General features: G+C 73.1%; 25 protein-coding genes. 15 read left to right on the top strand and 10 right to left on the bottom strand.

Translation table 11 applies throughout. From position 1 onward, the window contains the following. Position 1 precedes the first annotated feature (1 nt). Both F6J85_RS13380 and F6J85_RS13375 read left to right on the top strand, forming a co-directional pair. Entirely contained in the window at positions 2-487 is a 486-nt protein-coding gene (locus tag F6J85_RS13380) for a MogA/MoaB family molybdenum cofactor biosynthesis protein (RefSeq protein ID WP_150925678.1), read from the top strand. Then, positions 484-912 carry a molybdenum cofactor biosynthesis protein MoaE gene (locus F6J85_RS13375; RefSeq protein ID WP_150921575.1) on the top strand — a complete coding sequence of 143 codons (429 nt, stop codon included), beginning with the start codon at positions 484-486 and terminating at the stop codon, positions 910-912. The genes F6J85_RS13380 and F6J85_RS13375 overlap by 4 nt, the downstream gene beginning before the upstream one ends. Here the strand turns inward: F6J85_RS13375 and F6J85_RS13370 are convergent, their stop codons facing one another. The 3 genes from F6J85_RS13370 to F6J85_RS13360 all read right to left on the bottom strand — a co-directional run bounded on the left by F6J85_RS13370 (position 913) and on the right by F6J85_RS13360 (position 2461). Continuing rightward, positions 913-1146: a MoaD/ThiS family protein gene (locus F6J85_RS13370; protein ID WP_150921574.1), complete on the bottom strand. Its 234-nt coding sequence runs from the start codon at positions 1144-1146 to the stop codon at positions 913-915. Next, a complete protein-coding gene (gene moaC / locus F6J85_RS13365; protein WP_135068437.1) occupies positions 1143-1625 on the bottom strand; it encodes a cyclic pyranopterin monophosphate synthase MoaC in 483 nt (160 codons plus the stop codon). The genes F6J85_RS13370 and moaC overlap by 4 nt, the downstream gene beginning before the upstream one ends. Before the next feature lie 62 nt (positions 1626-1687). Then, positions 1688-2461, bottom strand: coding sequence for a HesA/MoeB/ThiF family protein (locus tag F6J85_RS13360; protein WP_150921573.1), 774 nt, complete (start codon positions 2459-2461; stop codon positions 1688-1690). Positions 2462-2552: 91 nt separating this feature from the next. Here F6J85_RS13360 and F6J85_RS13355 point away from each other — a divergent pair, with 91 nt between their 5' ends. From F6J85_RS13355 to F6J85_RS13335, 5 genes are read left to right on the top strand one after another with little or no spacing between them, the layout of a single operon-like run. Continuing rightward, positions 2553-2945: a TOBE domain-containing protein gene (locus F6J85_RS13355; RefSeq protein WP_150921572.1), complete on the top strand. Its 393-nt coding sequence runs from the start codon at positions 2553-2555 to the stop codon at positions 2943-2945. Between the two features lies 1 nt (position 2946). Then, entirely contained in the window at positions 2947-3699 is a 753-nt protein-coding gene (gene modA / locus F6J85_RS13350; protein ID WP_150925676.1) for a molybdate ABC transporter substrate-binding protein, read from the top strand. After that, positions 3696-4472, top strand: a complete 777-nt coding sequence (gene modB / locus F6J85_RS13345) for a molybdate ABC transporter permease subunit (RefSeq protein WP_150925674.1) — start codon at positions 3696-3698, stop codon at positions 4470-4472. Before modA ends, modB begins: the two co-directional genes overlap by 4 nt. Continuing rightward, entirely contained in the window at positions 4469-5542 is a 1074-nt protein-coding gene (locus F6J85_RS13340; RefSeq protein WP_191906612.1) for an ATP-binding cassette domain-containing protein, read from the top strand. Before modB ends, F6J85_RS13340 begins: the two co-directional genes overlap by 4 nt. Continuing rightward, positions 5539-6141 carry a GNAT family N-acetyltransferase gene (locus tag F6J85_RS13335; protein ID WP_150925672.1) on the top strand — a complete coding sequence of 201 codons (603 nt, stop codon included), beginning with the start codon at positions 5539-5541 and terminating at the stop codon, positions 6139-6141. Before F6J85_RS13340 ends, F6J85_RS13335 begins: the two co-directional genes overlap by 4 nt. A gap of 94 nt (positions 6142-6235) precedes the next feature. On the opposite strand, the gene cydC is transcribed toward F6J85_RS13335, so the two are convergent. The 4 genes from cydC to F6J85_RS13315 form a co-directional block, all read right to left on the bottom strand. Further along, complete coding sequence (cydC, locus tag F6J85_RS13330) at positions 6236-7915, bottom strand: thiol reductant ABC exporter subunit CydC (protein ID WP_150925670.1); 1680 nt, start codon at positions 7913-7915, stop codon at positions 6236-6238. Next, positions 7912-9609, bottom strand: coding sequence for a thiol reductant ABC exporter subunit CydD (gene cydD / locus F6J85_RS13325; protein ID WP_150925667.1), 1698 nt, complete (start codon positions 9607-9609; stop codon positions 7912-7914). The genes cydC and cydD overlap by 4 nt, the downstream gene beginning before the upstream one ends. A 207-nt stretch (positions 9610-9816) precedes the next feature. Further along, a complete protein-coding gene (gene cydB, locus F6J85_RS13320) occupies positions 9817-10830 on the bottom strand; it encodes a cytochrome d ubiquinol oxidase subunit II (protein ID WP_150925665.1) in 1014 nt (337 codons plus the stop codon). Positions 10831-10839: 9 nt separating this feature from the next. Beyond that, complete coding sequence (locus F6J85_RS13315; RefSeq protein ID WP_150925663.1) at positions 10840-12261, bottom strand: cytochrome ubiquinol oxidase subunit I; 1422 nt, start codon at positions 12259-12261, stop codon at positions 10840-10842. Between the two features lie 189 nt (positions 12262-12450). Here F6J85_RS13315 and moaA point away from each other — a divergent pair, with 189 nt between their 5' ends. Next, the gene (gene moaA / locus F6J85_RS13310; RefSeq protein ID WP_150927441.1) at positions 12451-13482 is read left to right on the top strand and encodes a GTP 3',8-cyclase MoaA; all 1032 of its coding nucleotides are present in this window, start codon (positions 12451-12453) and stop codon (positions 13480-13482) included. A 6-nt stretch (positions 13483-13488) separates the two neighbouring features. Here the strand turns inward: moaA and F6J85_RS13305 are convergent, their stop codons facing one another. Continuing rightward, the gene (locus F6J85_RS13305; RefSeq protein WP_150925662.1) at positions 13489-14085 is read right to left on the bottom strand and encodes a helix-turn-helix transcriptional regulator; all 597 of its coding nucleotides are present in this window, start codon (positions 14083-14085) and stop codon (positions 13489-13491) included. A 71-nt stretch (positions 14086-14156) separates the two neighbouring features. Between F6J85_RS13305 and F6J85_RS13300 the strand changes: the two genes are divergently transcribed. After that, positions 14157-14723, top strand: a complete 567-nt coding sequence (locus F6J85_RS13300; RefSeq protein ID WP_150925661.1) for a PadR family transcriptional regulator — start codon at positions 14157-14159, stop codon at positions 14721-14723. On the opposite strand, the gene F6J85_RS13295 is transcribed toward F6J85_RS13300, so the two are convergent. After that, positions 14711-15310 (bottom strand): flavodoxin family protein, encoded by a 600-nt coding sequence (locus tag F6J85_RS13295; protein WP_150921563.1) that lies wholly within the window; start codon positions 15308-15310, stop codon positions 14711-14713. The genes F6J85_RS13300 and F6J85_RS13295 overlap by 13 nt on opposite strands. Before the next feature lie 183 nt (positions 15311-15493). Here F6J85_RS13295 and F6J85_RS13290 point away from each other — a divergent pair, with 183 nt between their 5' ends. From F6J85_RS13290 to F6J85_RS13270, 5 genes are all read left to right on the top strand, one after another. After that, entirely contained in the window at positions 15494-15730 is a 237-nt protein-coding gene (locus F6J85_RS13290) for a hypothetical protein (protein WP_150925659.1), read from the top strand. A gap of 61 nt (positions 15731-15791) precedes the next feature. Continuing rightward, complete coding sequence (locus tag F6J85_RS13285; protein ID WP_150921561.1) at positions 15792-16289, top strand: MarR family winged helix-turn-helix transcriptional regulator; 498 nt, start codon at positions 15792-15794, stop codon at positions 16287-16289. Positions 16290-16361: 72 nt separating this feature from the next. After that, positions 16362-17177, top strand: coding sequence for a hypothetical protein (locus F6J85_RS17740; RefSeq protein WP_191906611.1), 816 nt, complete (start codon positions 16362-16364; stop codon positions 17175-17177). Between the two features lie 11 nt (positions 17178-17188). Next, positions 17189-19693: a DEAD/DEAH box helicase gene (locus F6J85_RS13275; protein WP_150925657.1), complete on the top strand. Its 2505-nt coding sequence runs from the start codon at positions 17189-17191 to the stop codon at positions 19691-19693. A gap of 21 nt (positions 19694-19714) precedes the next feature. Further along, on the top strand, positions 19715-19930 hold the full coding sequence (locus F6J85_RS13270) for an SCO4848 family membrane protein (protein ID WP_135068392.1): 216 nt from the start codon (positions 19715-19717) through the stop codon (positions 19928-19930). On the opposite strand, the gene F6J85_RS13265 is transcribed toward F6J85_RS13270, so the two are convergent. After that, entirely contained in the window at positions 19911-20255 is a 345-nt protein-coding gene (locus tag F6J85_RS13265; protein ID WP_202980828.1) for a cupin domain-containing protein, read from the bottom strand. The two genes, F6J85_RS13270 and F6J85_RS13265, sit on opposite strands and share 20 nt — an antisense overlap. 186 nt (positions 20256-20441) lie before the next feature. Here F6J85_RS13265 and gnd point away from each other — a divergent pair, with 186 nt between their 5' ends. Then, positions 20442-21503, top strand: a complete 1062-nt coding sequence (gene gnd, locus F6J85_RS13260) for a phosphogluconate dehydrogenase (NAD(+)-dependent, decarboxylating) (protein WP_150920750.1) — start codon at positions 20442-20444, stop codon at positions 21501-21503. Positions 21504-21516 lie beyond the last annotated feature (13 nt).

The following is a 21516-nucleotide window of genomic DNA, read 5'->3' as shown; positions in this document are numbered from 1 at the left end:
GATGCAGCGCATCGCCCGGGTCATCACGGTGTCCGATCGGTCGGCGGCGGGCGTGCGCGAAGACCGCGGCGGTCCGCTCGCGGTGGGACTCCTGCGCGATGCGGGCTGGCAGTGCGGCGACGCCGAGATCGTCCCCGATGGCGCCGACTCCGTCGAAGCGGCCCTGCGTCGGGTCGCCGCGGACTCTCCTGCCCTCATCCTCACCACGGGCGGCACGGGGGTGGGGCCGCGTGATCAGACCCCCGAAGGCACGGCGCGCGTGCTCACCCGGCAGCTTCCCGGCATCGCCGAGGAGCTGCGCCGGCAGGGGCTGGCCGACACGCCCTTCGCGGCCGTTTCGCGGGGCCTCGCCGGCGTCGTGGACTCCGCCGGTGCCTTCGTGGTGAACCTGCCCGGTTCGCCGCGCGCCGTCGCCGCCGGCGTGCCGGTGGTCCTGTCCGTGGCCGCACACGTGCTCGATCAGCTGGTGGGGGGAGATCACGCATGAGCGTCGTGCGGTTGGCCGTGGTGACCGAGGACGCACTCGACATCGCCGCGCACCTGGACGCCGTCGACGATCCCACCCTCGGCGCCGTGACGACGTTCGTCGGGCGGGTGCGCGACAACGATCCGGATGCGGGCGGCGCCGTCGTCGCCCTGGAGTACAGCGCGCATCCCGACGCCACCGCGACGCTCGCACGGCTCGCCGCGGACGCCGCGGAGGGGAGCGACGCCGTGGTGGCGGTCAGTCACCGCATCGGTCGTCTGCAGGTGGGGGATGCGGCCGTCGTCATCGCCGTGGCATCCGGACACCGTGCCGCCGCGTTCGAGGTGTGCCGGGCCGTGATCGAGGCGATCAAGCGCGAGCTGCCGGTGTGGAAGCGTCAGGTGGAGGCGGACGGGACGACGGCGTGGAAGGGCATGGGCGGCTGATCAGCCGCCGGCGAAGGGCGGCAGGACGTCGATGACCGACGTGCCGGTGAGCGGCACGTCCGCGTCGGCACGCACCCCGTCCACGAGCACGGCGCACCGCGGGAGCACGGCCCCGAGATCCGGGTGGTCGTGCACGAGCGCGGCCCGCAGGGCGTCCAGGGTCGGCTCGGAGCGGTCGGCGACGTCCGTGCCGGCGGCCTCGGCGGCGGCGGCGAAGAAGCGCACGCGCATCAGGCCGACTCCTCGCCCGGTCGCGTCCAGTCACCGGAGCGGCCGCCCGATTTCGCCACGATCCGGACGTTCTCGATCAGGGCGCCGCGGTCGAGCCCCTTGATCATGTCGACGATGGCGAGGGCTGCCACCGAGACGGCGGTGAGCGCCTCCATCTCCACACCGGTGCGGTCGGCGGTGCCCACGGTCGCCTCGATCTGCACGCCCTCGGCGGTCACCTCGAGCTCGACGGCGGCGCGATGAACGCCGATCACGTGCGCGAGGGGCAGCAGGGAGGAGGCCGACTTGGCCCCCTGGATGCCGGCGATCCGCGCGACGGCCAGCACGTCGCCCTTGGGCGCGGTCCCGTCCACGAGGGCGGCCACGACCTCCGGCGAGCAGCGCACGAAGCCCCGGGCGGTGGCGGAGCGGACGGTGGGCTGCTTCGCCGTGACGTCGACCATGTGCGCGCGCCCTGCGGTGTCGAGGTGGGGGAAGCTCATGCCTCCAGCATGACATCCGCCGCGGCCAGGGGGCGCCGTGACCGGGGGAGTGGCGCAGCGCGTCAGCCCGCCGGCACCCCTGCCCGCAGGGGCACCTCCGTCATGCGCGCGCGCAGGGCGTCGACCATCGCGACGCGGCCCAGCAGCGGCTCGCCGGCGCCGGTCACGAGCTTCACGACCTCCGTCGCCAGCATCCCGCCGATCTGCACGCACAGCCCGCCGAGTACCCCGACCTGGGCGCACGTGGGCGGCTCGCCCTCGGTGCCGGCGGGGAACAGGTCGGCCAGGACCACCGGCGCGACGCCCGCGGGCGGGTCCGACCAGAACACCGTCACCTGCCCGTGCCACTCCTGCACCGCCCCCCACACGAGCGGGACCCCCAGCGTCTCGGCGGCCTCGGCCACCGCGCGCCGCGTGGTGAAGACATCGCTGCCGTCGACGATGACGTCGGCCCCGCCCAGCAGCGCGACGGCGTTCTCCGGCGTCAGCCGCTCGGTGACGGGCACGACCGCGGTGTGCGGGGCGAGGTCGCCGGCGGCCCGCACGGCCGACGCGGTCTTGGGCTCGCCGACGTCCTGCACGCGGTGGATGATCTGCCGCTGCAGGTTCGTCAGCTCCACCACGTCGTCGTCGACGACGATCAGCTCACCCACCCCCGCCGCCGCGAGGGCCAGGATCGCCGGCGAGCCCAGCCCGCCGGCACCGATCACGGCCACGCGCGCGGCGGCGAGGCGGCGCTGCCCCTCTTCGCCGATGCCGGTGAGCACCGCGTGGCGCGCGGTGCGGATGAGTTCGGTCGGTGCCAGGGCGTCGACGGGTGCGACCAGCGGCTTCATGACTTCAGGCTACGACCTCGGCCGCCGAGTACGACTCCGCATCTGCGGGTGATAGGCGCGCATGCATCCGCAGATGCGGTACCGTGGCGCGATGACGAGCTTCCGCATCGCCCAGGCCGCGCGCCTGCTGGGGGTCAGCGACGACACCGTGCGGCGATGGGTCGACCAGGGGGCGCTCCCGGTCACCGGCACGACGCCCGCCGAGATCCCCGGTGAGGCGCTCGCCGCGCACGCCCTGGCGCTCGCCGCGGAGCCGGGCGATCCCGGGGACACGCTCTCCAGCGCCCGCAACCGCTTCACCGGGATCGTGACGCGCATCCAGGCCGACGGCGTGATGGCCCAGGTCGACATCCAGAGCGGACCGCACCGCGTCGTGTCCCTGCTGTCGGCCGAGGCTGTGCGGGAGCTCGGGCTCGAGGTCGGCGCCGTGGCCGTCGCCTCGGTGAAGGCGACGAACGTCGTGATCGAGATCCCGAGGCCCTGACGTGCACAGCGTGCTGCGCCGTGCCGCCGCGGCCGCCCTCTTCGCGGCCACCGTCGCACTGACCGGGTGCGCCGGAGGGGCCGCCACCGGACAGGGAGACGGGGGTACCGTGCGCGTGTACGCCGCGGCATCCCTCGCCGCATCCTTCGACCGCATCGCCGAGGTCTTCGCCCAGCACCACCCGGGCGTGGAGGTGACCGTCGTCTCCGATGGCTCCACGACCCTGGCCCGGCAGATCGCGGAGGGCGCGCCCGCGGATGTCTTCGCTTCGGCGGATGAGGCGGCCCTGCGCATCGCCGACCCCACGGCGCGCGGGCACGTCTTCGCCACCAACACGCTCGTCATCGCCGTGCCCGCAGCCAACCCCGCCGGCATCGCCGACCTCGCCGACCTGCCCGGGGCCACCGTCGTGCTGTGCGCACCGCAGGTGCCGTGCGGTGCCGCCTCCGCCGCGCTCCTGCGGCTGGCCGATGTCGAGGTGACCCCCGCGAGCATCGAGCAGAACGTCACCGCCGTGCTCACGAAGGTCGCCGCCGGCGAGGCCGACGCAGGTCTCGTCTATGCCACGGACGTGCGGGGTGACGACGACGTGCGCACGATCGAGCCCGCCCTGGCCGCCGGCGTCGTCAGCCGCTACCCCATCGCGGTGCTCCCCGGCGCGCGGGATCCGGAGGCCGCCGCCGCGTTCGTGGATTTCGTCCGCTCGTCGCAGGGCCGCAGCATCCTCGCCGACTTCGGGTTCGGTGCCCCGTGAGCGGCGGCTACGTGCCGCGGTGGCTGGTGGTGCCCGCCTGCGCCGGCCTGGTGTTCCTCCTCCTTCCCCTCGTCGCGCTCGTCGCGCGCGTGCAGTGGGAGACGCTGTGGGCCGACGTCACCTCCCCGGCGGCACTGTCGGCCCTCGGCCTGTCGCTGCAGACGGGGCTCGCGGCGACCGCGCTGTGCGTGGCCGCGGGCGTACCGCTGGCCCTCCTGATCGCGCGGTCGAGCCGGCGCACCGCCGCGGTGCTGCGCGCGGTCGTGACGGTGCCGCTCGTGCTGCCGCCCATGGTGGGCGGCGTCGCCCTGCTGTACCTGTTCGGGCGCACCGGATGGCTCGGCGCGCTCGGCCTGCCCTTCACCACCACCGCCGTCGTGCTCGCGCAGGCCTTCGTCGCACTGCCCTTCCTCGTCCTGGCCGCCGAGGGCGCGCTGCGCACGGCCGGCGTCGAGTTCGAGCGCACCGCGGCGGCGCTGGGGGCCGGACGCTGGACGATCCTGCGGCGGGTCACCCTGCCGCTGGCCGCGCCGGGCATCGTCGCCGGCGTCGTGCTGTGCTTCGCGCGCGCGGTCGGAGAATTCGGAGCCACGGCCCTGTTCGCCGGCAACGCCCCGGGCGTCACTCAGACGATGCCACTGGCGATCTACACAGCCTTCAACGGCGCCGGGGTGTCGCAGGGGACGGCCGTGGCCCTGTCGCTGCTGCTGCTGGTCACGGCGATCGCGGTGCTGCTGCTCGTGCGGGGCTGGCGCCCGGGGGCGGCGCGGTGAGCGGCCTGTCCGCGCACGTGGTGGTGCGCCGGCCGGAGCTGACCGTCGACGTCGGGATCGACGTGGCGGAGGGGCAGACCGTGGCCGTCATGGGCCCCAGCGGCGCCGGCAAGTCCACGCTGCTGGGAGCCCTCGCCGGTCTCGTGCCGCTGACCGAGGGGGAGGTCGCCGTGGACGGGCAGGTCGTCGAGCGCACCCGGGGCTCCCGCATCCGCCTCGCACCGATGCACCGCGGGATCGTGCTGCTCGGACAGGACCCTCGGCTGTTCCCGCATCTGTCCGCGCGGGAGAACGTGGCCTTCGGGCCGAGGGCCGGCGGGATGGCGCGCGCCGCCGCCCGCGCGCAGGCCGATGCGTGGCTGGAACGGGTGGGCCTGGCCGATGCCGGCGACCGACGGCCGGCGCACCTGTCCGGCGGGCAGCAGCAGCGGGTCGCGGTGGCCCGCGCGCTCGCCGCCTCGCCGCGCGCCGTGCTCCTGGACGAACCCCTCGTCGCGCTGGACCCCGTCACCGCGGGCGACATCCGGGCGATGCTGGCCGAGCAGCTGGCGCACACGACGGTCGTGGCCGTCACCCACGACGCCGTCGATGCCGCGGCCCTGGCCGACCGGCTCGTGGTGATCGAGGCCGGCGAAGTGCGGCAGTCCGGGGCGGTGGCCGACGTGCTCGGTCACCCCGCGACGGGTTTCGTCGCCGCCATCGCCGGGCTGAACCGGGTCGAGGGGATCGCCGACCGCGGCGCGTGGGCGCGCGAGGACGTGCGGCTGGTGGCGGCGGATGCCGCATCCCGCCGGCTCGCGTCCGCCGACGGCCGGGCGCTGGCGGCGGTCTTCCGGCCGGCCGCGGTGCGCGTGGGTGCGGCCGCGGCCCCCGGCGGCTGGGTCGCCCGGGTGGATCGGCTGGAGTCCACCCCCGCCGGGGTGCGCGTGCACGCGGGCTGGTGCGTCGCCGACGTCGACGCTGCGGCGGCGGCGGGCCTTCGGCCCGGAGCATCCGTGCCGATGTCGCTCGATCCCGCCGACGTGCGCTTCATCCCCGCGTCCGCCGCCGCGGCTAGGCTCGGCGCGTGAGCGGCATCCGCGGATTCCGGACCGGCGACGAGGCCGCCCTGGCAGAGGTGTGCCTGCGCACCGCCGACGCCGGCGGCGACGCCACGGGCGTGCTCGCGGACGACGACCTGTGGGCGGCCCTTTTCGTGCTCCCCTACGTCGCGCGGCATCCCGAGTTCGCGTTCGTCGTGGAATCCGAGGGCCGCGTCGTCGGCTACGTCGTGGCGGCCCCCGACACGCACGCGTTCGAGGCGTGGTTCCGCGAGCGGTGGTGGCCGCGTTTCGCCGGGCGCTGGCCCGATCCGGCCGAGGTGCGCACGCGGCAGGACGGCCTCATCCGCTACGCCTCTGCGCGCGGCGGCGAGGCCGTGCCGTTCGCCGACGACCACCCGGCGCACCTGCACATCGACCTGCTGCCCGAGGCGCAGGGGCAGGGCTGGGGGCGGCGGCTCATCGACACGGTGCTGGGTGCGCTGACGGCCGCGGGCGTGCCCGGCGTGCACCTGGTGGCGTCATCCGCCAACACCGGCGCGCTCGCGTTCTACCGCCGGCTCGGCTTCACCGAGCTGCCCTCACCCGAGGGCGACCAGGCCTTCGCGCGCACTCTCCCCGCCCCCTGATCCGCGAAAGTGCATCACCTCGGCGAGAGTGCACCGGATTCGGTACGGATTCGCCGGGTTGATGCACTTTCGGCGGGGGTGCGGGGGAGGGAGGTCAGGCCAGGCGGCCGGACTCGAGGCGGACGGAGCGGTCGATCAGGTCGGGCGGCACGTCGATGTGCGAGATGAGCACGACGGCCTGGTCCGGGCGCACCGCCCCGAGCAGGTCGCGCAGCAGGGCGTCGGATGCGGCGGGGTCGACGCCGGCCGTCGGCTCGTCCAGCACGAGCACGGGGAAACCGCCCAGCAGCGCCCGCGCGAGGGCGAGGCGCTGCGCCTGACCGCCGGAGACGAGTGCTCCGCGGTCGCCCACCCGCGCGTCCAGTCCGCCGCGCTCAGCCACCCACGCGCCCAGCCCCACGCGCTCCAGCACCGCGAGGAGGTCGTCGTCGGTCGCGGTGTCGCGCGCGAACAGCAGATTCTGGCGGATGGACTCGTCGAAGAGGTACGGGGTCTGCTCGCACAGCCCGACGGTGCGGCGGAGGTCGTCGCCGGAGAGCTCGCGCGCCTCCACGCCGCCCACGGTGTACGACCCGGCGTAGTCGAGGAAGCGCACGAGGACGTGCGCGAGGGTCGTCTTGCCGGCACCGCTGGGGCCCGTCACGAGCACGCGCTCGCCGGCTCCGACCCGCAGCGAGACATCGACGAGCCGCCCGGCGTCCGCGTCGGCGTCCGAGCGCGCGGGCCAGTGCGCGCGGACGTCGCGCAGCACGAGGCCTTCCCCGAGCGCCGGCGCCGCGCCCGTGGGCGCCGGCTCCTCGTGCGGAAGGCCCTCGGGGATGCGGTCGGGCACCGTCTCGGCGATGCGCTCGGCCGCGCCGCGCACCTGCCGCCACGACGCCAGCGCGAGGGGGACCGGCCCGAACACCTCGAACACGGCCATCGGCAGCAGCACGACCACCGCCAGGCCGGGGCCGCTCAGGGTGCCGTCGGCCACGCCGGGAGCGGCCACCACGAGCGCGAGCAGCGAGGCGAGACCGGCCAGGAGCGACACCGCGGCAGAGGTGGCGCCCTGCGCGACGCCGCGCCGCACCACCGCACGGCGCAGGCGCTCATCCGCGGATCGCGCGCGGGCGCGCGCGGCATCGAGCCCGCCGAAAGCCGTCAGCACGTCGAGGGAGACGAGCAGGTCGTAGACGCCGTCGGCCACGGCGGCGCGCAGGGGTGCGATCGCGCGCTCGGCGCGGGCGCCGGCCGCCCAGCCCACGCCCACGGCCAGGGCGAACGCGACGGCCAGGCACAGCAGCAGGGTGAGGGCCGCGGGCCACGACACGAAGGCGACGAACACGACGCTCGCCAGCGACGCGAGGACGGCGACGGCGAGGGGCTGGACGACGCGCAGCGGCAGGTTCTGCAGCTCCTCGACGTCGTCGACGAGGCTGGAGAGCATCTCCCCGCGCCGCGCGCGGCCGAGGCCGTCGGGGGAGAGGGGGACGATGTCGCGCACGAGCCCCGCGCGCACCGCGGCGAGTTGCCCCAGGGCTGCGTCGTGGCCGGCGAGGCGCTCGAGGTAGCGGAACACGCCGCGACCCAGCGCGAACGCCCGCACCGCGACGACGGCCGCCGACAGGTACAGCACGAGCGGCTGCTCGGCGGCGCGCGCGATGAGCCATGCGCTGGCGGCGAGCAGCGCGATGGCGCTGACGGCCGTTCCCACCCCGGCCAGCACCGCCGGCGCGAACCTGCGCGGCGAGGGCTGCGCTGCCCGCAGGATGCTCCGCACCCGCCCGTTCACGCGCGGCCTCCGTCCGTGGTCTTCCGCGGATGCCCCGCAACGCCCGCACCCGCCGGGTCACGCCGAGCGGGGATGGTCACGACGTCGTCGGCGATCGAGGCGGCCGAGGCGCGGTGCGACACCACGAGTACCCCCGCGCCGTCGTCGGCGATGCCGCGGATGCTCTGCCACAGCGCCGCTTCGGTGTCGGCGTCCAGTGCGCTGGAGGGCTCGTCCAGGACGAGCGCGCGGGCACGGCCCGAGCGCAGGCGGTACAGCGCGCGCGCCACGGCGACGCGCTGGGCCTGACCGCCCGACAGGCCCGAGCCGCCGGCCCCCAGGACGAGCCCGGGATCGACGTCGGCGGCCTGCGCATCGGCGAGGCACGCGCGCACGAGCCCGTCGTCGACCTCGTCGGTTCCGAGCGCGACGTTCGCGGCGACCGTACCGGAGACCAGGCCAGGTCGCTGCCCGGCCCACGCGATGCAGTCCCGCGCGTCGGGGCGGACCGCGCCGTCCACGACGATCTCGCCCTCGTACGGGGCGAACCCCAGCAGCGCCGCGACGACGCTGGACTTGCCGGCGCCGCTGGCCCCCCGCAGCCACGTCACGCGGCCCGGCTCGATCGCGAGGTCCACGGGCGTCAGCATCCGCTCGCCGCGGCGCACGGCGAGCCCGCGCGCGCCGATCCGCGACCCCTGCGCGGGGCGCGTCCCGGCGACGGGGGCGGATGCGGCGGCGTCGAGCACGTCGAAGATCTCGTCGGTCGCGGCCACGCCTTCGGAGGCGGCGTGGAACTGCACCCCAACCTGCCGCAGCGGCAGGTACGCCTCGGGCGCCAGCAGCAGCACGAACAGGCCGACGAGCAGGTCCATGTCGCCCGCCAGGAGACGGAAGCCGATCGTCACGGCGACGATGGCGACGGAGATGGATGCGAGGAACTCCAGCGCGAAGCCGGAGAGGAACGACACCCGCAGCACCGCCATCGTCTCGCGCTTGTACCGGCCCGTGACCTCCTCGATCCCGTCGGCGGCGCGGCGGTCGCGACCGAAGGCCTTGAGAGTCCCGAGGCCTTCGACCGTGTCGGCGAACCGCGCGGCGAGGCGGCCGAGGGTGTCGTACTGGCGGCGCTGCACGGCCCGGGTGGCCAGGCCGATGAGCACCATGAACAGCGGGATGAGCGGGATCGTCAGGACCACCGTGAGGCCCGACAGCGGATCGGCCAGCGCGATCGCCCCGATGAGGATCGGGGTCGTGAGCGCGGTGGCGACCAGTTGCGGCAGGTACCGGCCGAAGTAGGCGTCCAGCGCCTCGAGGCCGTGCCCGGCGGTGACGGCCAGCGCGGCGGCGTTGCGGGCGCCGAGCCAGCCCGGGCCGAGCCTGCCGACGGCGTTCATGAGGGCTTCACGCAGCTGCAGCGACGCGGCCGCCCCGCCGCGCGCGCTCACCCGTTCGGAGGCGAGCACGAGGAGGGCCCGCACGAGCACCAGACCAGCCGCAGCGCCCAGCAGGGGCCAGAGGTCCGACACCGGTGCCCCGTCGATCGCGCCCACGAGGGCAGAGGTGAGCGTCCACGCGAAGCCGACGATCACGCCCGTCTGGGCCAGGACGATGGCCGCGCTGACGGCGAGGAAGCTGCGGGATGCCCGGGCGTACCCCAGCAGCCGCGGATCGACCGGACCACGTCGCCGCTGCGTCCCCGTGGTGGCGCTCATCCCCTCGATCCTCTCACCGCGCCGGCTCCCGGCGGCCGCCACGCTCGGCGCCGCGCGCTCGCCGCCACGCGCTCGCCGCCACGCCGCCGAGCACAACGGCGGGGATCGCTCGCGCCGCGCCGCAGCATCCTGCCGATCCGCGGCGCGTCGGAGCGGATCCCCGCCGTTGTGCGGCGTGGACGCGCACGGACCCGTCGGCCACGAGGGTCAATGCGCGAGCTGCGCGGCCTTCTCGATGCGATCGCGCGTGACGCGCTTGCGGAAGACCCAGTACGTCCACCCCTGGTAGGCCAGCACGAGCGGCAGGAAGATCAGCGCGGCCCAGCTCATGATCGTGAGGGTGTAGTCGGTGCTCGAGGCGTTCTCGATCGTGAGGTTGAACGCCGGGTCGGTGGAGGAGGGCATGACGTTCGGGAAGAGCGCGAACCACAGCATCAGGACGGCGGTCATGATCGTCGCCGCGCCGAACCCGAAGGCCCATCCCTCGCGGTCGCGCAGGTTCGCGACGACCGAGGAGATCAGCAGGACCGCGGCCAGCGCGCCGAGGGCGAGCACGGGGAGGGAGAAGTGCGCGAACACCGTCCACGCCACGAACACCGCCGCCACGGCGACCGCGAGCACCCCCGCCTTGACAGCCAGGCGCCGCGCGTCGGCGTGGACCTTCCCGTCGGTCTTCAGCGCGACGAAGTACACGCCGTGCACGAAGAACAGCAGGAGCGTGGTGAGCCCGCCCAGGAGCCCGTACGGGTTCAGCAGCGTCAGGACGGTGCCGGTGAACTCGAAGTCGGCGTCGATGGGCACGCCCTGGACGATGTTGGCCACCGCGACGCCCCACAGGAACGCCGGCAGGGCCGATCCGACGATGATCATGCGGTCGAAGTTGCGCTTCCATCGCAGCGAGTCGCGCTGATGGCGGTATTCGAACGAGACGCCGCGGGCGATGAGGGCCAGCAGGATCACCAGCAGCGGCAGGTAGAACCCGCTGAACAGCGTCGCGTACCACTCCGGGAACGCGGCGAACAGGCACGCGCCCGCGACGATGACCCACGTCTCGTTGAGGTCCCACACGGGGCCGATCGTGTTGATGATCTGGCGGCGCGAGATGTCGTCCTTGCCCAGGAAGGGCAGCGACATCCCCACGCCGAAATCGAACCCGTCGAGGACGAAGTACCCGACGAACAGGAACCCGACGATCCAGAACCAGAGGTAGGCGAGGTCCATGATGAGCTCCTAGTAGACGGTCGTCGGGGTGTTCTCGACGGAGTCGGGCTCCGCCGGCGCATCCGGATCGGGGAGCGGATCGGGCCCCTTCTGCGCGTATTTGATGATCAGGCCCAGCTCCACCACCGCGAGCGTGGCGTAGATCGCGGTGAACGCGATGAGCGAGATGAGCACGTTCCACCCCGGCACGCTGGGGGAGACGCCGTCCTCGGTGAGCATGAGACTGAACACGATCCAGGGCTGACGCCCCATCTCGGTGAAGACCCACCCCACGAGGCTGCCCAGGAGCGGGAGGGGTGCCGACCACACGAACACGCGCCACATCCACGGCTTCATCTGGAACGTCGACTTCTTGCGCGTGAACCACAGGCCCGCGACCGAGAGCAGCGCCGCGATGCCACCCAGGCCCATCATCCAGCGGAACGACCAGTACGTGATCCAGATGATCGGGGTGTAGTCGCCGGGGCCGAACTGCTCGTTGTACAGCGCCTGGAGGTCGTTGATGCCCTCGACGCACCCGTCGAGCGAGTGCGTGGACAGCAGTGACAGCAGGTAGGGCACGCGCAGCGACCAGATCTCCTCCGAGCCGTCGGGCGTGCCGAGGGAGAACAGCGAGAAGGATGCATCGGCCCCGCATGCGGTGTCGTACATCGCCTCGGCGGCGGCCATCTTCATCGGCTGCGTCGCGGTCATGACGAGGCTCAGCTGGTCACCGGAGATGGCGACCCCCACGAACGAGATGACCATGAACCACATGCCGAAGCGCAGCGACGTGCGCATCGTCTCGACGTTCTGGTGGCGCATGAGGTGCCACGCCGACACGGCGATGAGGACGGCGGCGGCGAACATCCACGCCGACGTGATGGTGTGCGGGAAGGCGGCGAGGGCGACCGGATTGGTCAGCAGCGCCCAGAAGTCCACGAGCTCGGCGCGGGACCCATCTGCAGCCATCTCGTAGCCGACCGGATTCTGCATGAAGGCGTTGGCGGCGAGGATGAAGTAGGCCGACAGTGTCGCCCCGATGGCGGCCATCCAGATGCTCGCCAGGTGTGCCAGACGGGGGAGGCGGTCCCAGCCGAAGATCCACAGTCCGATGAAGGTCGCCTCGAGGAAGAAGGCCAGCAGCCCCTCGAAGGCCAGGGGCGCCCCGAAGACGTCTCCGACGAAGCGCGAGTACGACGACCAGTTCATGCCGAACTGGAACTCCTGCACGATGCCGGTGACCACGCCCATGGCGAAGTTGATCAGGAAGATCTTGCCGAAGAAGCGGGTCAGGTGCAGCCACTTCACCTCGCCGGTGCGGTACCACACCGTCTGGAAGATCGCCGTGACCAGCACCAGGCCGAGGGTGAGCGGCACGAAGAGGTAGTGGTAGAGCGTCGTGAGACCGAACTGCCATCGGGCGAGAAGTAGCGGGTCGAGCAGCTCCACGGGAACCTCCGATTTTTCGGCCGCACGTGTGGTCGGACCACACGCTAACATGCGGTCACCCGCACCTGCCGGTCAGTCTCTCGCCATCGAAATACCCACACCAGTGCCGAGGGCCGGGAATAACCCCTAGCCTCGGAACATGGGTGAAAAGGCGGCCGCGGGGTGAGTGCGACTCCCGTCATCCTGCGCATGCGCGGGGCCGCGCCCGAAGGGCAGGCCGGGGCGCTCGTCGACACGCACGGCCGCATCCACCGCGACCTGCGCATCTCGCTGACCGACCGCTGCTCACTGCGGTGCACGTACTGCATGCCCGAGCAGGGCAACGAGTGGCTTGCCAAGACCAGCATCCTCACGGTGGACGAGATCGTCGAGATCGCCACCGTCGCCGCCTCCCTCGGCGTGAGCACCTTCCGTCTCACCGGGGGCGAGCCGCTCCTGCGTACCGACATCGTCGAGGTGGTGCGCCGGATCGCGGCGATCCCGGGCGCCGACCGGCCGGTCGAGGTCGCGATGACCACGAACGGCATCCGCCTCCCGGAGCTGCTGCCCGACCTGGTGGATGCGGGGCTCGGGCGGCTCAACATCAGCATCGACACGGTGCGCCGAGAGCGCTTCGCAGCCCTCACCCGCCGCGACCGGCTGGACGACGTGCTCGCCGGCATCGCCGCGGCCGCCGCATCCCCCCTGCGGCCACTCAAGCTCAACGCCGTCGCGATGCGCGGGGTCAACGACGACGAACTCGTCGACCTCGTCCAGTACGCCGTCGACGTGGGCGCCCAGATGCGCTTCATCGAGCAGATGCCGCTGGATGCCGGTCACACGTGGGACCGGACCACTATGGTCACGCGTGAGGAGATCCTCGCCGCCCTCGCCGAGCGGTGGGAGCTGACGCCCGTGCCGGGCCGCGGCGGCGCCCCGGCCGAGACGTGGCTGCTCGACGGCGGCCCGCACCGCGTCGGCGTGATCGCCTCGGTCACGGCGCCCTTCTGCGGGGCGTGCGACCGGCTGCGCCTGACCGCGGACGGTCAGCTGCGCAACTGCCTGTTCTCGATCGCGGAGTACGACCTGCTGCCCGTCCTGCGAGAGCCCTTCACCGCGTCACGGGAGGAGCGCATCGCCGAGCGCCTCCGCGCCTGCGTGCACGGAAAGCTGCCCGGTCACGCCATCAATGACCCGGCGTTCCTCCAGCCTCCGCGCGGCATGAACGCGATCGGCGGCTGACGCGGATCACGGCACGACGGCCAGCTGCACGACGCAGTCGGTGGGCCGCTCGGACGGTCGGATGTTCTGGGCGCGCAGTGGTCCGCACGCGGACGTGAGCACGCCGTCCATGAGTCCCAGATGCACCGTGCACCGCACGTCACGTGCACCCGCAGCGGCCTGGGGGCAGGGGGAGAGGTCGACCGTGAGCGCCTGCTCGTCGACGACGGGGGAGAAGCCCGCGCCCTCCAGGTCGTCCACCAGTGCGTCCAGCTGGTGCACCGCCTCCTCGGGGAGCGCCGTCGCCGCCGGCCACAGTCGACGGAAGAGGTCGCCCCGGATGGCGGCCTCACGCGCCTTGCGCTGGGCCACCGGGCTGGAGGCCGCGTCGTGGCCGGTCGCCGTGTAGAGCACGCGGGGCCGCCCGCGGGTCGTCCGATGCTCGGTGGCGGCCACGATGTACCCGCCGTCGATCAGGCGCTGGAGGTGCTCACGGATGGTGTTGGCATGAAGCTCCGTCGCCTCGGACAGCTCGCTCACGGTGCGCGCCGGCCGCTCCTGCAGGAGATGGAGGATGCGCACGCGCGAGTCGTTGGAGATCGCGCTGTAACCGGCGTTGCCCATCCCGCCATTATCCGCTGCTCCGCCGCGTTCGTATACTCGGTAGGCACATACTCGATATCCAAGGGGGTCGCATGTCGGTGCGCCGCGGGCTGCTGGCGATCCTCGATCAGGACGCGTGCTACGGGTATCAACTGCGCGCGGAGTACGCCCGCCGCACCGGCACGGTGCTGAACGTCGGCCAGATCTACACGACCCTGGACCGGCTCGAGCGCGACGGACTGGTCGAGCGCCGCGGCACGGACGAGGCCGGGCACACCTACTGGGGCATCACCGACGCCGGGCGCGCGGAGACCGACCGCTGGTTCACCGAGGCGGAGACTCCCGGCGGGCGGGACGAGCAGGCGCTCAAAGTCGCCCTGGCGGCGACGCTGCCGGGCGTGGACGCCGCGGCGGTCGTGGCCGCCGAGCGCCGGGCCGCCCACGCGCGACTGTCGGCGATCGACGCCGACGACGACGGGCTGGAGGTCGCCGCGGCGATCCTGCGGGAAGCGGAGCGCTCCCGCGTGGTGGCCGAGATCGCGTGGCTGGACGCCGTCGCGCCCCTCGTGTCGGCGCCGGGGTCCGGCCGGACTTTCGGGGTGTCCTCCGATCGGCCTCGGCGCGGACGCCCGGTGCGCGGCGCGACTCAGGCCGGGTAGTTCGCCCCGGCCAGCAGCGTCGCCAGATGCGCGGCGTTCGCGGCGACGGTCGCCGTCGTGCCCGCCGTGCTCTCAGGGGTCGCGTCGAGTTCGCGATAGTCGGTGGATCCCATCGCCTCGCCGTTCCAGTACGTCACGCCCTGGGCCGGGATCGTGTAGCCGACGTCGTTGAGGGCCTGGAACAGGTCTGCAGTGATCTTGTGTGCGCCGTCCTCATTGCCCACGACGGCGACGACGGCGACCTTGCCGAAGAGGATCGGGCGTCCGGCCTCGTCGGTCTCGCTGAGCTCGGCGTCCAGCCGCTCGAGTACGCGGGCGGCGATCGAGGAGTGGTGCCCCATCCATGTCGGGGTGCCGAGGACGAGGATGTCGGCGGCGAGCACCTTCTCGCGCAGCATCGGCCATTGATCGCCCTCGCCCATGTCCTTCTCGACGCCCGGCCGCACGTCGTAGTCCACGACCCGGACCAGGTCGGTCTCCACGCCGGCGTCACCGAGCGCGGCGAGCACCTCACTCAGGAGCTTCTGCGTGCTGGAGGGTGCGGGAGCGGGCTTGAGCGTGCAGTTGAGGGCGAGAGCGCGGACCATGGGATCCCCTTTCCGAGTGTTCGAGCGACGGTACGCGGTCCGCTGTCGCGCCATCGGGGGATTGACACCGCGCGGGAGAACGACCGCGCCGGAGATAGTTAGCCTGCCCGGTCGGAGTCGTCAAGCCCCGCACGGGTTTTCGTTTGCGGGAGCACTCTTGTAGGCAGGGAGAGGAGCCCGGGCATGGTCATGGAGGCGCGTCACGTCGAATCGACGGCGCTGGCGGCCCCGCAGCCATGGACGCGTGTGGATCTCGACCTCTACGAGATCACGTGGGATGGCGTCGTGGCCGGGTACATCGAGGTCGTCGGCCATGTGTTCGTGGCCCTCTCGGGCCCCCGTTACGACCGCGCCGTGGAGGTGCGGCAGGCGCTCACCTTCTCGGACGCCGTGGACGCCCTCCGTCATCCCGCATCCTGACCCACCGCCGCGACGCACGCCGCTCTCTCGGGGCGAGCAGGGCGTGCGTTACGGTCGGATCATGACTTCCTCCGACCGCGACGACGAGGTTGATCTCCTGATCGACGCGTGGTCGCGGCGCCTGCCGGAGGTCGACCTCACGCCGCTGGACGTCATGTCGCGGCTGCGTCGCGCGTCGCACCGGCTCAATCGCCTGCGCGCGGCAGCCTTCGCCAGCGCAGGCCTGTCGGCGTGGGAGTTCGACGTCCTGGCGGCCCTGCGCCGCGCAGAGGAGCCGCACGAGATGAATCCGGCCCAGCTGATCGAGGCGACGATGATCGGGTCGGCAGCGATGACCAACCGCCTCGAGAAGCTCACCGCGCGGGGGCTCATCGAGCGGCGCCCCAACGAACAGGACCGCCGCAGCATCCTCGTCCGTCTGACTCCGGAGGGCGCCGGGCGCGTGGATGCGGCGATGACCGAGCTCGTGCGCCGGGAGGCGGAGGAGCTGCGTGGGCTCAGCCGCGCCGATCAGGCCGCGCTCGCGCGCATCCTGAGAAGCCTCGTCGACCCCACCTGATGGTCGCGTCGCTCCTATCCTCGACGTAGGACGGGGCGCGGGGTTCTGCAGGCCGGACGAAGGAGTGGGCTCATGCAGGGGGAGCACGAGGACGAACTGCGGATGCTGCGCGCCCGCGCGTACGGGCCGTCGGCCGACATCCACACCGACCCCGCGGCGGTGATCCGACTGGAGGAGCTCGAGGCCGCCGTGCGAACGTCGGCCGGGGACATCGCCGGCCCGCCCGCCGACGCCGTCGCGCGCCCGGAGACCGTGCCGACGCCGGAACCCGCGCCGGAGCACGCCATCCCGGAGCCCGAGGCTCCGGCCGGGCCCGAACCCGCCCCGCCCGCGGCGCCTGAACCCGCCCCGCCCGTGGCGCCCGAGCCCGCCGCGCCGGCGCGCGGTGCCCGACCGCGGTGGGCGGCGGTGCTGTGGCCGCTCTCGGTGGTCGTGGCGCTGTCGGCGGGTGCGACCGCCGCATCGCTCGCGATGCCGCTGGTCCCGCGCGACGCGGGAGCAGGTGCCACCCAGGTCGCCACGCTGCGCCCTGACCCGGGCTTCGTGTGGCCCGACGGCCTCTTCGGACCGCCGAGCGACGACGCGCAGGGCTATGCGGACTTCCTGGGCGTGACGGCCATCACCGCCCCGCTCGGCGTCTACCGGACCGGGGGCGACGACAGCACGTGCGTCCTGCTGATCCCGACCGATCATCTGGCGGACGACCCCGAGGACGGGCTCGAGTGGATGCAGTCGGGGTGCGGGGCCGGGCCTTTCCCCGCCGCCGTCGCCTTCACGGTGGATCCGCAGACGCCCGCGAGCCTGCGCGGCCGCTTCCCCGTCGGCACCGCGATGCAGTTCGTCTTCGACGGGGAGCGGGTGGGGGTCTTCGCCGAAGCCGCGGAGTGAGAGGGTGGAGTGTGCCCCCCACTCTGCTCGACCTCGTTCCGCGCGGCGCCGACGACGACGCCGTGTACACGGGCTTCGTCGCGTGGGCGAATGACCGCGGCCTGACGCTGTATCCGGCCCAGGACGAGGCGGTCATCGAGCTGGTCTCCGGCGCGAACGTCATCCTGTCCACGCCCACCGGCACCGGCAAGTCCCTCGTGGCCGTCGCCGCGCACGCCGCGAGCCTCGCGCGCGGAGGGCGCACGTGGTACACCGCGCCCATCAAGGCCCTCGTCAGCGAGAAGTTCTTCGCCCTCGCAGAGATCTTCGGCGCCGAGAACGTCGGGATGGTCACCGGCGACTCGTCGGTGAACCCCGACGCCCCCATCGTCTGCTGCACCGCGGAGATCCTCGCCAACCTCGCCCTGCGCCAGGGGCCGGGCGCCGCCGTCGACCAGGTCGTGATGGACGAGTTCCACTACTACGGCGACGCCGACCGGGGATGGGCCTGGCAGGTGCCCCTGCTGCTCCTGCCCCGCGCGCAGTTCCTGCTGATGTCGGCGACCCTCGGCGACGTCACCGCCATCGCCGACGATCTGGAGCGGCGCACCGGCCGGCCGACCGCGCGCGTCACCGGCGTCGAGCGGCCCGTGCCGCTGCACTTCTCCTACGCCCGCACCCCCGCGCACGAGACGGTGCAGGAGCTCCTGGACACGCGCCAGGCGCCGGTGTACATCGTGCACTTCTCCCAGGCCGCCGCGATGGAGCAGGCGCAGGCCCTCTCCAGCATCCGCGTGATCGCGCGCGAGCAGCGCGACGAGATCGCCGAGGCGATCGGGGGGTTCCGCTTCACGACCGGGTTCGGCCGCACGCTGTCGCGCCTGGTGCGGTCGGGCATCGGCGTGCATCACGCCGGAATGCTGCCGCGGTACCGGCGGCTGGTCGAGACGCTCGCCCAGCGGGGCCTGCTCCGCGTCATCTGCGGCACCGACACCCTCGGCGTCGGGATCAACGTCCCCATCCGCACCGTGCTGCTGACGGCCCTGTCCAAGTACGACGGGCAGCGGATGCGGCACCTGTCCGCGCGCGAGTTCCACCAGATCGCCGGGCGTGCCGGTCGCGCCGGGTTCGACACGGCCGGGACGGTCGTGGTCCTCGCTCCCGAGCACGAGATCGACAACGCCACGGCGGTCGCGAAGGCCGGCGACGACCCGAAGAAGCTCCGCAAGATCGTCCGCAAGAAACCGCCGCAGGGGTTCGTGAACTGGGGCGAATCGACGTTCGAGCGCCTCGTCGGCGCCGAACCCGAACCGCTGCAGCCGCATCTGCAGATCACGGCGGCGATCCTCATCAACGTGATCGCCCGCGGCGGCGACGTGTTCGCCCACGTCCGCTCCCTCGTCTTCGACAACCACGAGCCCCGCCCCCGCCAGCGCGAGCTCGCCCGGCGCGCGCTGGCGATCTTCCGCACGCTGCGGGCCGCCGACGTGGTGGAGGTGGCCGACGGGGCGATCCGCCTCACCGTCGACCTGCAGCCCAATTTCGCCCTCAATCAGCCCCTGTCGCCGTTCGCGCTCGCCGCCATCGAGCTTCTCGATCCCGACGACGCACAGGGCGCGGCGGGCACGGGCCACTATGCGCTGGACGTCGTGAGCGTCATCGAAGCGACCCTCGATGACCCCCGCCCCGTCCTGTCGCAGCAGGAGTACCTCGCCCGGGGCGAGGCCGTCGCCGCGATGAAGCGCGAGGGGCTGGACTACGACCAGCGCATGGACGCCCTCGAGGAGATCACCTACCCGAAGCCGCTGGCCGACCTGCTCGCCCAGTCGTACGAGGTGTTCGCGTCGAGCCAGCCGTGGATCCGCGACTTCGCGCTGTCGCCCAAGTCGGTCGTGCGCGACATGTTCGAGCGCGCCCTGTCGTTCGGGGAGTTCGTCTCGATGTACTCCCTCGCCCGCAGCGAGGGGCTCGTGCTGCGCTACCTCAGCGACGCCTACCGTGCGATCCGTCAGACGGTCCCCGTCGAAGCCCGGACCCCCGACCTGACCGACCTCATCGAATGGCTCGGCGAGCTCGTCCGCCAGGTCGACTCCAGTCTCGTCGACGAGTGGGCGGCGCTCATCGCCCCGCCCGACGACCCGGCGGCGCCGGTCGTCCCGCCGCCGCCGCCGTCGGTGCTGACGAACCGCCGCGCGTTCAGCGTGCTCGTGCGCAACGAGATGTTCCGCCGCATCCAGCTGGCCGCGCGCCAGCGCGACGACGAGCTCGCCGCACTCGACCCCGACGCCGACTGGCCGGAGGCGCTGGATGCGTACTACGCCGAGCACGATGAGATCCTCACCGGCGGCCCAGCGCGGTCGGCGACCCTCGTGACGGTGGACGAGAGCGACGTAGCCGACGGCGTGTGGCGCGTCGAGCAGACCATCGACGACCCCGCCGGCGACCACGACTGGCGCATCCGCGCCGTGGTCGATCTGCCGGCATCCGAGGAGGCGGGCACGGCCGTCGTACAGGTGACCGAGGTCGTCCGGCTCTAGGGCGGCGCTTAGGCTCGGAGGGTGGACACCGCCCTCGCCATCCTGCTGCTCGTCAACGCCGCCTTCAACGTGCTGGTCTGGCCGCGGTTCTACGGGCGCGTCGCCAAGGACCCGCGCGCGCGGGATGCGGCGGGCAAGCCCACGCGCTTCCTGATCGTGCACGCCGTCCTCATCGCCCTCGCCCTCGTCCTGGCGCTGGTCTCGGCGATCGCGGGCGTCATCGCGCTGGTGGACTGACCGCCCCCGGCGCCCCGCCGGTGTGCTCGGCAGGGCTGAACACGACGATCACATGGAGGTCGTGCGTGACCTCGACGAAGCGGTGCTCCTCCCCGGCCGGGACGAACAGCACGGCTCCGGGCACCGCCTCGGCGCTTCCGCCCGGCGTCGTCAGGCGAGCGCTGCCGGCGAGGACGATGTAGACCTCGTCCTCGGTGTGGGGCTGCTGCGGATCGACGCCGCCGGCGGGGATGACGTAGGAGCCGACGCTCATCGTGGGTGCGCGCAGCAGCTCGTCGTAGACCGCGAGGCCCGGCGAGGAAGCGGGGGGATACCACGATCGCATGACGCTCCTTTCCGGTGGTGTGCCGTCATCGTGCCCGGCTCGCGCCGCGGCATCCACGTCCACCTCCGACACGGTGGCCTGCACGGGACGGGGGTGGTGGTGTCTCGCCGGTCCAGGGCGCCTCAGGGGTGCCTAGACTCGCGGCAGGAGCCGCCAGGCTCCGCGCGAGCCTCGGAGGAGCACGATATGCAGCTGGCCATGGTGGGACTGGGACGGATGGGCGCGAACATCGTGCGCCGCCTGATGCGCGACGGGCACGAGTGCATCGTGTACGACGTCAACCCGGATGCGGTGGCGACCCTGGAGGGGGAGGGAGCCGTGGGCGCGGGGGACTTCGCCGACCTCGCCGCGAAGATGACCGCGCCGCGCACGGTCTGGCTCATGATCCCGGCAGGGCTCACCGGTCGGGTGGTGGAAGAAGTCGCCGCGGTCCTGGAGCCGGGCGACATCATCATCGACGGCGGCAACTCCAACTATCGCGACGACGTCCGCCGCGCCGCCGCACTCAAGGAACGCGGCATCCACTACGTCGACGTCGGCACCAGCGGCGGGGTGTTCGGTCTCGAGCGCGGCTTCTGCCTCATGGTCGGCGGCCCGGACGAGGCCTTCGCCCACATCGAGCCGGTCCTGCAGACGATCTCGCCCGGCACCGGTGACATCCCGCGCACGCACGGACGCAGCGGGGAGGTCGCCCCGGAGGAACAGGGCTACCTGCACTGCGGCCCGTCGGGCGCCGGTCACTTCGTGAAGATGGTGCACAACGGCATCGAGTACGGCGTCATGGCCGCCATCGCAGAGGGTCTCAACATCCTCGACAACGCCGATGCCGGCCTGCGCGAGACGACGCACTCCGCCGAGGTCGCGCCGCTGGAGGAGCCGGAGTTCTACCAGTTCGACATCGACACCCCGAAGGTCACCGAGCTGTGGCGGCGCGGATCGGTCATCTCCTCCTGGCTGCTGGATCTGGCCGCGGCCGCCCTCCAGGCCAATCCGACGCTCGAGGGCCTCGCCGGCCGGGTCTCGGACTCGGGCGAGGGGCGCTGGACGGTCAAGGCCGCGGTGGATGTGGGTGTGCCGGCTCCCGTGCTGGCGGCGTCGCTGTTCGGGAGGTTCGCCTCGCGGGGCGAGGACCACTTCGCCAACCAGGTGCTCTCGGCCATGCGGATGCAGTTCGGCGGCCACCAGGAGCTGCCCGCCGGCGACGTGCTCGAGGCGGGCGGGGCGAAGGCCGACAGCGGCGGGTCCTGACCACCGCCGGGTC

The sequence above is a fragment of the Microbacterium lushaniae genome, assembly GCF_008727775.1.
GTDB classification, from domain to species: domain Bacteria; phylum Actinomycetota; class Actinomycetes; order Actinomycetales; family Microbacteriaceae; genus Microbacterium; species Microbacterium lushaniae.
The sequence above is the reverse complement of the archived record's forward strand: the minus strand, read 5'-3'. Positions and strand labels throughout refer to the sequence as shown.